The 15554-nt window shown below is 34.3% G+C and carries 11 protein-coding genes; 8 read left to right on the top strand and 3 right to left on the bottom strand.

The genetic code is table 11. From position 1 onward, the window contains the following. The first annotated feature begins 12 nt into the window (after positions 1-12). The 8 genes from porZ to NCE97_RS00515 all read left to right on the top strand — a co-directional run bounded on the left by porZ (position 13) and on the right by NCE97_RS00515 (position 13094). Positions 13-2403, top strand: coding sequence for a type IX secretion system anionic LPS delivery protein PorZ (gene porZ, locus NCE97_RS00550; RefSeq protein WP_353776915.1), 2391 nt, complete (start codon positions 13-15; stop codon positions 2401-2403). Positions 2404-2408: 5 nt separating this feature from the next. Beyond that, positions 2409-3128 (top strand): DNA repair protein RecO, encoded by a 720-nt coding sequence (gene recO / locus NCE97_RS00545; RefSeq protein ID WP_353776914.1) that lies wholly within the window; start codon positions 2409-2411, stop codon positions 3126-3128. Between the two features lie 2 nt (positions 3129-3130). Next, the gene (locus NCE97_RS00540) at positions 3131-5554 is read left to right on the top strand and encodes a TonB-dependent receptor plug domain-containing protein (RefSeq protein ID WP_353777475.1); all 2424 of its coding nucleotides are present in this window, start codon (positions 3131-3133) and stop codon (positions 5552-5554) included. Between the two features lie 136 nt (positions 5555-5690). Next, positions 5691-6470 carry a DUF3108 domain-containing protein gene (locus NCE97_RS00535; protein WP_353776913.1) on the top strand — a complete coding sequence of 260 codons (780 nt, stop codon included), beginning with the start codon at positions 5691-5693 and terminating at the stop codon, positions 6468-6470. A gap of 9 nt (positions 6471-6479) precedes the next feature. Next, positions 6480-7412: a tryptophan 2,3-dioxygenase family protein gene (locus NCE97_RS00530; RefSeq protein ID WP_353776912.1), complete on the top strand. Its 933-nt coding sequence runs from the start codon at positions 6480-6482 to the stop codon at positions 7410-7412. Between the two features lie 20 nt (positions 7413-7432). Next, on the top strand, positions 7433-8716 hold the full coding sequence (locus tag NCE97_RS00525; protein ID WP_353776911.1) for a peptidoglycan DD-metalloendopeptidase family protein: 1284 nt from the start codon (positions 7433-7435) through the stop codon (positions 8714-8716). A gap of 10 nt (positions 8717-8726) precedes the next feature. Next, on the top strand, positions 8727-10376 hold the full coding sequence (gene pgi / locus NCE97_RS00520) for a glucose-6-phosphate isomerase (RefSeq protein WP_353776910.1): 1650 nt from the start codon (positions 8727-8729) through the stop codon (positions 10374-10376). A 153-nt stretch (positions 10377-10529) separates the two neighbouring features. Further along, the gene (locus tag NCE97_RS00515; protein WP_353776909.1) at positions 10530-13094 is read left to right on the top strand and encodes a TonB-dependent receptor; all 2565 of its coding nucleotides are present in this window, start codon (positions 10530-10532) and stop codon (positions 13092-13094) included. Positions 13095-13146: 52 nt separating this feature from the next. On the opposite strand, the gene gldD is transcribed toward NCE97_RS00515, so the two are convergent. From gldD to NCE97_RS00500, 3 genes are read right to left on the bottom strand one after another with little or no spacing between them, the layout of a single operon-like run. Then, positions 13147-13719, bottom strand: coding sequence for a gliding motility lipoprotein GldD (gldD, locus tag NCE97_RS00510; RefSeq protein WP_353776908.1), 573 nt, complete (start codon positions 13717-13719; stop codon positions 13147-13149). Next, the gene (locus tag NCE97_RS00505; protein WP_353776907.1) at positions 13719-15026 is read right to left on the bottom strand and encodes a gliding motility-associated protein GldE; all 1308 of its coding nucleotides are present in this window, start codon (positions 15024-15026) and stop codon (positions 13719-13721) included. Before NCE97_RS00505 ends, gldD begins: the two co-directional genes overlap by 1 nt. 22 nt (positions 15027-15048) lie before the next feature. Next, on the bottom strand, positions 15049-15501 hold the full coding sequence (locus tag NCE97_RS00500; RefSeq protein ID WP_353776906.1) for a single-stranded DNA-binding protein: 453 nt from the start codon (positions 15499-15501) through the stop codon (positions 15049-15051). Positions 15502-15554 lie beyond the last annotated feature (53 nt).

The raw sequence follows: 15554 nt of genomic DNA, 5'->3' as shown, positions 1-15554 counted from the left end.
ACAAATTGTGCTATGCTAAGAAAGATTACATTATTTATTACTGCCTTTACCATAACTTTTTCTACACTAGCTCAAGATTTTTCAAATTTATGGGAAGGACATTTTTCATATTTTGATATAGTTGACTTAACGCGAAGTGAGACTAAGCTTTACGCTGCAGCTGAAAATGCTATTTTTAGTTACGATTTTAATACTAATGAGATAGAAACTTTAACCACAGTTGAAGGACTTTCGGGAAGTGATATTTCAACAATATTGTTTAGCGATACATTTAACACCTTAATAATTGGCTATGAAAGTGGTTTGATTGAATTATATTTTGAATCGGATCAAGATTTATTATCTGTAGTCGATATTTTAGATAAACCCACAATTTCGCCGGAAAATAAGAGAATAAATCACTTCAATGAACATGAAGGCTTTATATATATTTCAACAAACTTTGGAGTCTCTGTTTATGATTTACAGAGGTTAGAGTTTGGAGATTCATACTTTTTAGGAAATGGAGGGGCTCAGATTACGGTCGAGCAAACGACTATATTTAATGACGCCATTTATGCTGCTTGTAGAAATGGTAACGGTATGAAAAAAGGCGCATTGGATAATCCTAACTTGATTGATTTTCAAGAATGGCAAAACTTAGTGCCAGGAAATTATGTTGCTGTAGAAAGTGTAGGTAATAGTTTGCTATCTATAAGATTGAGTAAAGATTTTTTTAATATAGAAAATGATGTTTTTTCGTTAATATCTACATTTAATACCCTACCTGTACACACGTCTACATTCAATGATCAACTAGTAGTTACAGAAGATAACTTAGTTTCAGTATTTGATGAGAACGCAAATGAATTATTTAATATAAATGCTCCCGAAGATTTAGACATTGAGTTTACATCATCTGTAGTTTTTGGTAACGAAATATATATAGGGACTAATAATCAGGGAGTGTTGAAGTTCACTACTGATAATCTATTGGAGTTTGAAGAAATAAGACCCGAAGGGCCATTGATGAATAATGCTTTTAAGATTGATGCTCAAAATGATAAGGTTTGGGTAACTTATGGAGATTTTAATGTGTTTTTCGATCCAGCTCCTGTAAGAAGACGAGGTTTAAGTTATAGAGTAGATGAGCAGTGGATTAATATTCCTTATGATAGTTTGTTCACTGCAAGAAATCTATGCTATATAGCAGTAAATCCATTTAATGATAGTCAAGTGTTTATAAGCTCATTTATTGATGGAATTGTGGAGTTAGAAAACGAAAACCCAGTAATTCTTTATAATTCAGAGAATAGTGGTTTGGATCCTTTGCTCCCAACTCTACTTCAGGAGAGAGTAGGAGGCTTGAAGTTTGACAGGAATGGGTTATTATGGTCAGTGTCTGCTTTCGTAAGAGAGCCTTTAAAATCGTATGATCCCGCAAGCGGACAATGGCAATCTTATGAATTGTCTGAAATCATACCAGATATTAATCAAATAGGGAATGTATTTGATGATGGAGAACTAGGTTTTGCAGACATTGATATTGATGAAAATGGAACAAAATGGATAGGATCCTTTTTTAATGGGTTAATAGGATTTAATGAAAATTTAGGAGGCGTTGTAATGAACAATGTTAATACACCAGATCAAAATATGCCTACAACCAAGGTACGAGCTCTGGCTGTTGACCAGAGGAACCAAATATGGATAGGAACAGATTTTGGACTGAGAGTTCTTTTTAATACGGCAAACTTTTTTGATAACCCAAATCCAACTGTAAGCGAAATTATAATACTTGAAGATGGAATTCCTAAGGAGTTATTAGATGATCAATTTATTACAGATATTAAGGTAGATGGTTCTAATAATAAATGGATTGGGACTTTATCTTCAGGGATATTTTATTTGTCTTCCGATGGTCAAGAAACTATTTATCATTTCACTAAGGATAATTCACCTTTACCATCAAACCAGATTAAAGATATATCAATCGATAACTCTAATGGTGAAGTATTTATAGCTACTTCAAAAGGATTGTTGTCATTCACAGCGGGAGGATCTAAGCCAGAAGAAACATTAGGAGATGCTTATGTCTATCCTAACCCTGTTCGCCCCGAATATAATATACTAGGTTTTGGTAATCTGAATGATATAAACAAAGGCGTAAAAATCCAAGGACTTACAGAAAATGTCAATGTAAAGATCACAGACATTGAAGGGAATTTAGTTGCCGAGGCGCAATCTGGAATTAACCTCAGAAATTCTAAAGCTAATTACAATTTTGCTATAGATGGCGGTACAGGAATATGGAATGGCAAAAACCTAAGAGGAAATATAGTTGCAACTGGTGTTTACCTCATTCTTATTTCTGATTTAGATTCTTTTGAAACAAAAACACTTAAGCTTTTAATAGTTAGATAATAGTCATGTTTATTAAGAACAACATCATTGTACTCTCCAAAATAAAGTATAGTGAAAGTGACTTGATTATTAAAGCGTATTCCAGAGAACAAGGAATAATAAGCTACATCCTAAAAGGCATTCTAAAACAAAAAAAAGGCAAGTTAAGAGCGTCTCATTTTCAGCTATTATCCCAGCTAGCAGTAGAGTCTAACCATAAACCCAATAGACAGCTACAAAGCATTAAAGATGCTCGCCTTAATTATTTTTATAAATCTATTCATACTAATGTTTTTAAGGCTTCAATCATTATATTTTTAAGTGAGATGCTATCTTCTGTCATTAAAGAGGAAGAGCCCAATGAAGCACTGTACGATTTTCTGGTTACATCATTTCAATGGTTTGACCATCAAGATGAGTTTGCAAATTTCCATCTCCTTTTTTTAGTTAAACTCACTAAGTATCTAGGATGTTATCCAGATGTTTCTAATATAGAAGCTCCTTTTTTTAGTATGAGTAAAGGTGTTTTTACAGATGAAGAACAAGACGTTTATTCTATTTCAGATAATAATTTAACAATTCTAAAACAGCTACTAGGCACAAATTTTGAGGCTATTAATTCAATTCAATTAAGCGCACAGCAAAGACAATCTTTTTTAAATATGTTTTTACTTTATTTTGAGTTACATTTGGGCGATTTTAAAAAACCAAAATCTTTGGAGGTGTTTAAACAGGTTTTTAGTTGATTTTGAATAAAAAAAATAGCAGTTTTTTACTACTCTTCTTTTTCTTTACTAGTTTTCTTTTCTCGCAAAACATACAGGTATTAGAAAGAGAAACCAATGCACCTATTTCTGGAGTTACATTATACAACTTTAACAAGAGTAAAACAGCAATTACCAATATAAATGGCGAGGTAAAAATTGATGTTTTTTCAGATGACGAAGTAATATATTTTCAGAATCTATTATACGAGAAAATATCATTAAGTAAGTCTGAAATACTAGGAGCTAATAATATTGTTTACCTTGATTTAGAAGTTAAAGGGCTTGATCAGGTTGTTATTTCGGCATCAAAATTTAGACAAGACAAAAGAGACGTACCTCAAAGAATAGTGAGTTTAGGATCGGAAGCAATCCAGTTTATCAATCCACAAACAAGCGCAGATGCTTTGGTAGGTACAGGAAATGTTTTTGTGCAAAAAAGCCAATTGGGAGGCGGTAGCCCAATTATTAGAGGCTTTTCAACAAATAGATTACTTATTACTGTAGATGGAGTGCGAATGAACAATGCTATTTTTAGAGGTGGAAACCTTCAAAATGTAATATCAATAGACCCATTTGCAATTCAGAACACAGAGATTACACTAGGTTCTGGTTCCGTGGTATATGGTAGTGATGCTATTGGAGGTGTGATGAGTTTTTATACCAAACGTCCTCAATTGTCTTACAGAGATTCGATATATTTTAATGGAAGTGCAACACTTAGATATGCATCGGCTAATCAAGAAAAAACAGAGCATGTCGATATAAATTTAGGATTCAAAAAGTGGGCATTTCTATCTAGTATTAGCTACACTGATTTTGATGATCTTAGAATGGGGAAGCATGGGCCGGACGAATATCTAAGAACAGAATATGTCTCTAGAGTTAATGGTGAAGATGTTATTGTTGAAAACTCAGATCCACTGATTCAAAACCCTACAGGATATAATCAAATCAACCTTATGCAAAAGGTTAGGTACGAACCATCAGATAACCTTAACTTCGATCTAGGACTTTATTATTCTACAACTTCAGACTACCCTAGATATGATAGATTAATAAGATATACTGATGATGTATTGAGTTCTGCAGAATGGGAATATGGTCCACAACGATGGTTTATGGGTAATTTGCAAGTTACTAAATTGAGTAGTAGGTCTAATCTGTATGATAAGATTCAAGCAACTGTTGCCTATCAAAACTTTCAAGAAAGCAGAAGCGATAGAGACTTTCAGTCAGATATAAGAGTAAATACTGAAGAGAAGGTAGATGCATTATCATTCAATTTAGATTTAGAAAAAGAACTAAGCCCAAGAACAAATTTGTTTTATGGTGTTGAGTACATATATAATTTAGTTTCATCATCTGGGTCAGAGTTTAATATAGTGTCAAATACAAGTGAGAGTGCAGTTTCCAGATATCCAGATGGAGCTAATTGGCAGTCGATAGCATTATACTCGAGTATTAAATATAAACCGAACCCAAAGTTTGTATTCCAGTCGGGATTAAGGTTTAACCATATTATCTCTAAAGCAGATTTTACTGAGAATAATCAATTTCTAAATCTACCTTTTAGTAGAACAAAGCTCAATACAGGAGCACTTACAGGTACAGCTGGGTTAACATGGATACCAAGTGAGACCATGCAATGGAAGCTCAACGCATCAACAGCATTTAGAGCGCCAAATATTGATGATATAGGAAAAGTATTTGATTCTGAACCTGGATCAGTAGTTGTGCCAAATAATGATTTAAAACCAGAATATGCTTATGGAGGTGAGCTGGGATTAAGGCTCAACTTCAATGACGTATTTATTGTTGATATGTCTTCATATTACACATTTCTAAATAATGCTCTGATAAGAAGAGACTTTACTTTGAATGGAGAATCTGAAATACTCTATAATGGAGAATTAAGTAATGTGCAAGCTATACAAAATGCTTCAAAAGCATGGATATATGGTTTTGAAGCAGGAATACAGTGGAACATTAACAAATCACTTAAGTTAACCTCTCAATACAATTTTATAGGCGGAACAGAAGAGGATGACAATAATATAGAAGTTCCTGTAAGACATGTAGCGCCAGCTTTTGGGAATACACATTTGGTGTGGCAATGGAAATGTCTTGTCATAGACGCTTTTGCAGATTATAATGGAGAGTTGTCTTTCGACCAACTGGCACCTTCAGAAGTAAGTAAAGCTTACCTCTATGCATTAGATGAAAACGGGAACCCTTATTCACCTTCTTGGTATACCCTAAACCTTAGAACCAAATATCAATTCAATTCAGAGTTTTCAGTAAACCTAGGCTTAGAAAACATAACAGACCAACGTTATAGAACTTACTCTTCGGGAATTGCAGCAGCAGGGAGAAACCTCATTATTTCTGCGAACTATAAATTTTAGAAATCACTATCTTTTTTTTGATTTTTTTTAGAAGCTTTCTAAGACATCTTTTTATTTTTGGAATAGTAATTGTAATCCATGCTATTAAACAATAAAATGTAATTAAATAAGTTACATTTGCAATTACCAAAGCGATATGAAGAAGAGACTACTTATTGTCATACTATTATTAGGCTTCCTAAACTCTTTTGCTCAAGAAAATTCTGCATTTCAAGATGGAGAATGGTTCAAGTTCAAAATGAGTTATAGTGGATTCTTAAAAGCAGGAAATGCAACCCTTAGCATTAAGGAAAAATCCTTGGATGGTAAGCAAGTTTACCATGTTGTAGGAAAAGGGTGGACTACTGGTGCTATTAAGTGGTTTTTTAAAGTGAAGGATAGATACGAAAGCTATTTCGATAAGCAGACTGGGTTGCCTTATAAGTTTATTAGAAAAATTGATGAAGGCGGTCACACAAAAGATATCGAAATAAAGTTTGATCAGGAGAATAACAAAGCCTATGTAAACAACAAAAAACATAAAACGAATACCGTCATCACCACAGAAAAAGATGTGCAAGATATGGTATCTGCCTTCTATTATCTGCGAAACAATTACGACACAAGCAGTATCAAAAAGAATGATATGGTATCTCTAAATATGTTTTTTGATGAAGAAAACTATAACTTTAAGCTCAAGTTTTTAGGAAGAGAAACGATAAAAACTGAATTTGGTAAGATAAAGACTTTGAAGTTTAGACCATACGTTATGGCAGGAAGAGTTTTTAAAGAGCAAGAAAGTCTAACGTTATGGGTGAGTGCAGATAATAACAAAATACCATTGAAGATTAAAGCGGATTTAGCAGTAGGATCATTGAGAGCAGATCTCGTAGGGTTCAAAGGCTTAAAGCATTCGCTTCCTATAATTTTCGATTAGAGCTAAAAAATGACCGACCAAAACAACTACGAATTACTAGTAAAACAGCTTAAAGAAAAGTATGCTAAAATAGATCAGGATACAGAAGATCACCTCTTAGGTCTATTATATAGCAAACCAATTACCTATTGGGATTACATCCAAACAGATGCCTTACTAAACCTTCAAATCCAAAGAACAACTTTGCCAGATGAGATGGTTTTTATAACCTATCATCAAATCAATGAGTTGATTTTTAAGATGATTCTATGGGAAATAGAGCAAGTAGCAGATAATAAAGATCTCGATGTTCAGTTTTTTGAAGCCAGAATAATGCGCATAAGTCGCTATTTTGATATGCTTACTACTTCTTTCAACATTATGAGAGAAGGAATGGAAGTAGAACAATACATGAAATTTAGGTATACCCTTACGCCAGCCAGTGGGTTTCAAAGTGCACAATATAGACTGATAGAATTTGCATCAACAGAACTTATTAATCTAATTGATTATAGATTTAGAGCAACAATAGATAGAGACACACCATATACACATGCGTTCGAGCACTTGTATTGGCAAGCAGCAGGTAAGGATCATAGCACTGGGAAAAAGTCGACACTTTTAGTTAATTTCGAATCTAGATATAAGGATGAATTCCTGAGGTTTATGGAAACCTATAATACCAAAAATCTCTGGACTCGCTTCAAAGAATTACCAGAAAAAGATCAGCAAGATCCAGATTTGGTAAAGGCCATGAGGCACTATGATTATACTGTCAACGTTACTTGGGTAATGGCGCATTATAACGCAGCAAAGCATTACATAGAAAGTGGTATTGGAGATGGAGAAGCAACAGGAGGCAGCGATTGGAAAAAATACATGCATCCTAGATATCAAAGAAGAATATTTTTTCCAGATCTATGGACAGAAGAAGAACTGGAAAATTGGGGAAAAGATGTTTAATAGCAACTAACAAATCAAAATTGAAAAAATTAGCAATCCTTATTTGTCTAAGTGTTGTTTTGACAAATTGTAAAAAGGATAAAGAGTTAGAATTAGAAGAGGTCACAGTAGAAGTTGCAGAACCAGAGGTTAAAGAATTTGGCTTTAACCTGAATGATTTTGTGGTTAAAAAAGATACGATCAGAAAAGGCGATAGTTTCGGAGAAATTTTGGAACGAAACCAAATAGGCTATCCTAAGATTTTTCAAATAGCCGAAAAAGCAAAAGACTCTTTCGATATAAGCAGGCAATTACAAGTAGGTAAACCATATACCTTACTTTGCTCTAAGGATAGTCTAGAACAAGCAAGATGTTTTATCTATCAACCGAACTTAGAAGAGTACGTTGTTATTAATTTTGAAGACTCTATTCATGCTTATACTAGTAGAAAGCCTATTAAATATGTAGAAAAAGTAGCCACTGGAGTAATTGAAAAAGGAAGTGGAATCTCTGTGCTTATGGAAAAGAAAGGACTAAGCCAGAAATTAGCTTTTAAAATGGCAGATGAGATCTATGCCTGGACTATAGATTTTAGAAGACTACAAGAAGGTGATAAGTTCAAAGTTATCTATACAGACAAGTATATTGACGATTCGGTTTACACAGGAATTCATGATATAAAAGCAGTCTATTTTGAACATAAAAACGAACCGTTCTATGCATTCGAATTCGAAACAGATTCAGTAAAAGGGATTAGAGATTATTTTAACGAAGAAGCTAAAAACCTTAGAAGAGCCTTCTTGAAAGCACCAGTTCAGTTTAGTAGAATTTCCTCTCGTTATAACCTAAAGAGACGTATTGCCTATTATGGCTACAAAGTAAGACCGCACAAAGGAACCGACTTTGCAGCACCTGTTGGTACACCAATATTAGCAACAGCTAATGGAACAGTAACTGAGTCTACAAGAAGAGGAGGTAATGGAAAGTATGTAAAGATTAGGCACAACGCTACCTATAGTACCCAATACCTTCACATGAGTAGGAGAGCAGTGAAGAGAGGAGACTACGTAAAACAAGGTGATGTTATTGGTTATGTTGGAATGACAGGAAATACAGGAGGCCCACATGTATGCTATCGTTTTTGGAAAAATGGAAGACAAGTAGATCCATTCAAACAAAAATTACCTGAAGCAGAACCAATATCAGATAGTCTTAAAGCCAGATACTTGGAATTTATAAAACCTATAAAAACTCGATTAGATAGTATTAGCTTTCCAGATCAACCTACCATTACAGACAATCCAGACGATAATATTATTCTCTAACACCATTTTTATGGCACTAAAAGCTACCAATCCAACGCTTACCAAATCTTGGCAAACGCTATCATCTTATCATGATCTAATAAAGGATAAGCATTTAAAGGAATTCTTCAAAGAAGATGAAAGCAGGGCAGATAAGCTTACCATAAAATGGCAAGATTTCTATATAGATTTTTCAAAGAATAGAATAGATTCTGAAGGATTAAACCTTTTGGTTAATCTTGCAAATGAAATGCAATTGAAAGATGCTATCGAGAAGTATTTTTCGGGAGGTGTAATCAATCAAACAGAAGGTAGAGCAGTATTGCACACAGCACTAAGAGCCCCTGAAAGCACAGAAGTTTTAGTAGATGGAGAAAACATAGTTCCCGGGATTTTCGAAGTAAAACGAAAGATCAAAACATTTACCGATGCAATTGTTTCGGGAGAACAAAAAACCTTTACTGGACAACAATTTACGGATGTTGTAAATATTGGAATAGGAGGATCGGACTTAGGTCCTGCGATGGTAGTAGATTCGCTTCAGTTCTACAAAAACCATCTCAATACACATTTTGTAAGTAATGTCGATGGAGACCATTTTAATGAAGTTATTAAAAGCTTAAACCCAGAGACTACACTATTTGTAATCGTATCCAAAACTTTCACAACACAAGAAACCTTGTCTAATGCAAACTCGATAAGAGAGTGGTTTCTAAAACATCTACCAAAAGAAGCAGTTGCAGATCACTTTGTAGCAGTCTCAACCAACATTGATAAGGTAAAAGAATTTGGGATTAATGAAGAGAATATTTTTCCAATGTGGAATTGGGTTGGTGGACGTTTCTCATTGTGGAGTGCAGTGGGACTATCCATTAGTTTAGCAGTAGGCTACAATAATTTCGAAGATTTGCTAAGTGGTGCTCACAAAATGGATGAACATTTTAAGAATGAAGATTTCAATAGTAACATTCCAGTTATAGCTGCATTGTTGAGTGTGTGGTACAACAATTTTTTTAATGCAGAAAGCCAAGCTGTAATTCCATATACGCAATACCTCAATCAATTTGCTACGTATTTACAGCAAGGTATTATGGAAAGTAATGGCAAAGGTGTTGATAGATCAGGAAACCCAGTAGACTACCAAACAGGGACTATTATTTGGGGCGAACCCGGAACCAATTCCCAGCATGCCTTTTTTCAATTAATACATCAAGGGACTAAACTTATTCCAGCTGATTTTATTGGGTTTGCCAAATCACTTCATGGAAATCAGGACCATCAAGATAAACTGATTTCAAACTTTATTGCGCAAACTGAAGCATTAATGAATGGAAAAACAGAAGCGCAAGTTGTCGAAGAATTAAAATCAGATGAAAAAGAAGAAAATGAGATAGCTTTGCTAAAGCCCTTCAAAGTATTTCAAGGAAATAAACCAACTACATCTATTTTTATAGATAAGCTCACCCCAGAAAGCTTAGGAAAATTGATAGCCTTATATGAACACAAAATATTTGTTGAAGGCATTATCTGGAATATTTACAGTTATGATCAGTTTGGAGTAGAGCTAGGAAAACAACTTGCAAAGACGATATTCGACGAAATGCACAATAAAAACGATATTGTGAATCATGATACTTCCACGTCAAATCTTTTAGAACATTACAAAAGTTTAAGAGGATAGCCTTAGAATTGCTGATAAATAAAGGAAAAATCTAAAAATCAGCAAAAACCACCTTGGCTATTAACAATGTAATGTTATCAATTCTTAACGTTCTGTTAATGAACAAAGCTTTATAAAACGTACATTTGCCAAGAAATTAAACCAATTTAAAACATGAAAAAAATTACTCAATTTTTATCTGTAGTGATGGTGATGTTGTTTACAACAGTAGCTATTGCGCAAAGTGAAGTGAAAGGTGTGGTAATCGATGGTGATTTAAATGCACCACTACCTGGAGCTAATGTCCTTGAAAAAGGAACTACAAATGGAACAACTACTGATTTTGATGGAAACTTTACGTTAAGAACCCAGGCATCTTCAGGTGAGATCGTAATCTCTTACGTTGGTTATGGTTCTGTAACTATAGCTTTCAACGGAGATCAAGATTTAGGAAACATTACATTAAATCCTGACAATACATTAGACGAGATTGTTATTATTGGTTCTGGTGTAATCGATTTAGCTGAAGACAGACAAACTCCTGTAGCCGTATCTACAATTAAGAGATCCGAAATCCAGGCAAGAGGTGTTGGTAACGTTGAAGTAGGTGAAATCATTAAGTTCACGCCTTCAGTATTTGTATCACCTGGTGGTGGTGGTTTTGGTGACAGTGCTCTATTTGTTAGAGGATTTGATGACACCAATACAGCTGTATTATTAAACGGTCAGCCTATCAACTCTCAAGAAGATGGTAGAATATTCTGGTCTAACTGGCAAGGTGTAGCTGACATTGCAAATGCTGTTCAGGTACAACGTGGTTTAGGTTCTTCTAAACTTGCAATTTCTTCAGTTGGTGGTACTGTGAATATCGTAATGAAAGCAGCCGATAAAAACAGAGGTGGTTCTGTAAGATTTTTAGCAGGTAACGATAGTTATTTCAAAACAACAGCAGAATATAACACAGGTGTTAACGATAAAGGATGGGCTTTTTCATTTTTATTAGACCATTGGCAAGCGCACAGAAGCTGGGCTAGAGGTACTTTTGGTCAAGGTCAAAACTATTTCTTTTCAGTTGGATACAAGCCAAACGAAAGACATAACTTCAACTTCTTAATTACAGGTGCACCTCAATTCCACGGACAAAGATGGTCGCAATCAGAAGAAACTATCGCTAGAGATCCAAAGTTTAACCAACACTGGGGTTATACTAACGATGGAATAGATTCAGAAAGAAGAAACTTCTACCATAAACCAGTAATGAACCTTAACTGGGACTGGACAATCAATGAAAGATCTAACCTATCAAGTGTACTATATGCTTCTTGGGGACGTGGTGGAGGAACTGGTCCTAGAGGAAATAGAATTAGAACTGATGATGGACAATTAGATTTCGCTGCTATTGAAGCATCAAATGCAGCAATCGGAGTTGGAGGTTTTGATAGTGATGAGACAGGTTACATTAGAAGAGCTTCTATGAATAACCACTCTTGGTATGGATTAGTTTCTAACTTCAACCATAACTTCAATGAAAACTTAACATTTAATGTTGGTACTGATATTAGAATCTACAGAGGTGATCACTTTAGACAAGTGGCTGACTTCCATGGCTTAACAGGATGGGCAGAAGATGGTGTTACTGTAACGGCTTCTTATGAGGCAGATCCATGGAAAGCACTTTTTGATTTTGCTGATGAAAGTGAAAGAATCGATTACGATTATTCTGAAACAATTAATTATCAAGGAGTATTCTCTCAATTAGAATATTCTAATGATAAAATTTCAGTATTCTTCCAAGGAGCAGTGTCTAATCAATCTTTCCAGAGAGAAGGAAGACATATCTCTTACTCTGGAGATGATTTAGGTAAATCAGAAAAACTTAATAAGGTTGGATATAATCTTAAAGGTGGAGCAAGTTATACTATCGATGAAAATAACAAAGTATTCTTCAATGCTGGTTACTATTCAAGACAACCTTACCTAGATAATGTATTTAGTAACATTAGACGTTCAAATGATTTAGTTAACCCAGAAGTTGATAATGAAGATATCACTGGATTTGAAGCTGGTTATGAATTCAAGATATGTGAAAACTTCACGGGAATTTTCAACTTCTACCATACTAAATGGGAAAATAGAGTACAAGCTGCTGGTGGAGGTGTTAATGATAACGGAACACCAAATGATCCATCTGATGACTTTAACTCTACTACATTCCAAAGAGGTGTAAACCAAACGCACGTTGGTGCAGAATTCGATTTCATCTATCGCCCAACAAACTGGCTTAGAGTTAATGGTTTCATTTCTGCAGGTAGCTGGAAATTTAACGGAGAAAGTAGCTTTGATGAATTTGATGATGATACAGGAGAGTTAGTAAACTCTGCAACAGGAATCAATAGAGAAGGTATTAGTGTTCCTGGAATTGCTCAGTCTACTATGGGTCTTTCTGCAAGAGCAAATATTGTTAAGTCTTTATCAATTGATGGTAATGTGAAGTATTACGGAAATAACTACCGTCATGACGGAGGAGCTCTTCAAACTATGAATGTTGGAAAGGTTGATGCTTTTACATTAGCTGATTTTGGATTAACTTATGATTTCGAATTAGGAGAAAATACTATCTCATTAAGAGGTAACGTATTTAATGCCTTCAATGAAATTACAATAAGCAACTCTGATAGATTTGGATTTTTTAACACAGATGGTAGAACATACAACGTAAGCTTACGTTATAGCTTCTAATCACTTAAAGAATATAATTCTAAAAAAAGCCTTTCGTAATGAAAGGCTTTTTTTATTTCCACTCTAGTGTTTCCATAATATGTTTTATATCATTCTTTAGATATACTGCGGCAGGATATATTGAATCATAATTCGGTTTGGCATAAAAATATAAAGAGCCGCTAACAAAATGATTTATGCTATCTGTAGCATAAAACTGGGACTGAGAGGCAGCATTACCACCGACCTCATAGAACATCCCAAAAACTCTTTTCTCTGGATTAATAAAAGGTTGTTCTGATATCTCATCAGCTTTTATAGTATGTTTCTGAGTAAGATTTTGAGCATCAGTTATAAGCTTAATAAGATTATCTTCGGATACTTTTTTGTAAGTAAGATATATGGTGCCTTTTAACGCAGGATATTCGACATCTATTCCAAATGAACCATTATCTCTATCAAACTTTATATTCTTGATAGATTTTGCCAATTTGTTTTTTCCAAAAGAAAAAGGAATATCCATCTTAGTTTTTTGATATTCTGCATTAGGATATTCTAACCTTAGCATGGCACTTGGCTTAGGTTTAGGGTCATCAGCACATGATAATACTGACGCAGCCAATAAAGGGAAAATTAATTTTCGCATTAGGACAAGATAGTAAACTTAAGTTGTTTAATACGCTTCTTTTCAAGAGCCTCAATAGTAAAAACGTAATTTTTAAAATTTATTTTACTGCCTATTCTCGGAAAGGTTCCAGAAATTTCCAATACAAAACCAGCAATAGTCTCAGCTTCTCCTTTGTTAGACTCAAAAACGGATTCATCTTCAATCTGAATAATTCTGTAGAAATCTTTGAGCTGTGTTTTACCTTCAAAGCTGTAATTGTTGTCATCAATCTTTGTGAAAATGATATCATCATCGTCAAACTCGTCACTAATATCACCAACAATTTCTTCAATAACATCTTCAAGAGAAATGATTCCCGAAGTACCACCATACTCATCAACAACGATAGCTAAATGTACTTTTTTGGTCTGAAATTCAACCATAAGATCATCGAGCTTTTTATTTTCTGGAACAAAGAAAGGCTCTCTTATGAGTTCTTTCCATTTGAACTGGTTTTTGTTTATATGAGGCAGTAAATCTTTTGCATACAAAACACCAACGATAGAATCTATACTGTCTTTGTAAACAGGAATCCTTGAATAACCATGCTTTACAATTTCGGATATTATCTTGTTATAATCATCCTCAATATCTAAAGCAAAAATATCCATTCTTGGACGCATCACTTGCTTAGTATCTGTATTTCCAAAGGACACAATACCTTCAAGGATTTTTTGTTCCTCTTCCGTAGTTTCATCACTATCTGTAAGTTCCAAAGCTTGAGACAATTGATCTACACTTAGATTGGACTTTTGCTTACCCAATCTGCGCTCTATGCCCACAGTAATATAGCGCATTGGGAGACTTAACGGAGAAAATAAAGTGTCTAGAACTTTTAAAGGTCTAGCCATAAAAGATGAGAACTTTACTTTATTTCTACTAGCATATATTTTTGGAAGAATTTCACCGAATAGTAAAATTAGAAATGTGGCTAATACCACTTCTACTAAAAACCGAACCCATCCGCTCTCTATATCATAAAATAAAAACTCACCCAAATAAGCAAAGAGCAAAACAATGGCAATATTGATGAAATTATTTGCAACTAAGATTGTTGCCAATAGCTTTTTGGGATTTGCTAGAAGACGGTTAACAATCTCCATTGCTGTAGATTCTCTCTCTAAACCATCATCTATGTCCGATCGTGTCAATGAAAATAAGGCAACTTCGGCACCAGAAATCATTGCAGAACATAATAATAGTACTGCAAGCAAAATTGTACTAGTGATAACCGATGTGTTAACGCCTATGAGAGAAATTAATAATAAACTCGGCTCAGGATCCAATAGTTAGCTAATTGGTTAAACTTTAGAATGGAAGATCATCCGGTTCATCAGCAATATTTGACTCAACACTCGAAACTGGATTTGGTTGCGATTGAGTAGGTTGTTGAGGTTGCTGAGCACGTTGAGACTCCGATTCACCTTTTGTAGTTAAGAATGTAAAATCTGTACATTGAATTTCGGTAGAATAACGATCTTGACCCTTGTCGTCTTGCCATTTTCTAGTCTTAATTTTACCTTCTATATAAACTCTATCCCCTTTAGTAAGATACTTTTCACAAATCTCAGCAGCTTTATTTCTTACTACGATATTATGCCATTCGGTATTAGAAACACGTTCGTTAGTCTGCTTGTTGGTATATGTTTCATTAGTGGCTAATGGGAAACGCCCAACACAACCACCACCTTCAAAATAGTGTAACTTCACTTCATCTCCTAAATGACCAATAAGCATAACTTTATTTAATGTACCTGACATAGTTTAAATTTTAAGAAACAAAAATAAATCTTTTGCATCTACTAATAAAGATA

The sequence above is a fragment of the Winogradskyella sp. 3972H.M.0a.05 genome (assembly GCF_040493455.1).
Lineage (GTDB): Bacteria > Bacteroidota > Bacteroidia > Flavobacteriales > Flavobacteriaceae > Microcosmobacter.
The sequence above is the reverse complement of the archived record's forward strand: the minus strand, read 5'-3'. Positions and strand labels throughout refer to the sequence as shown.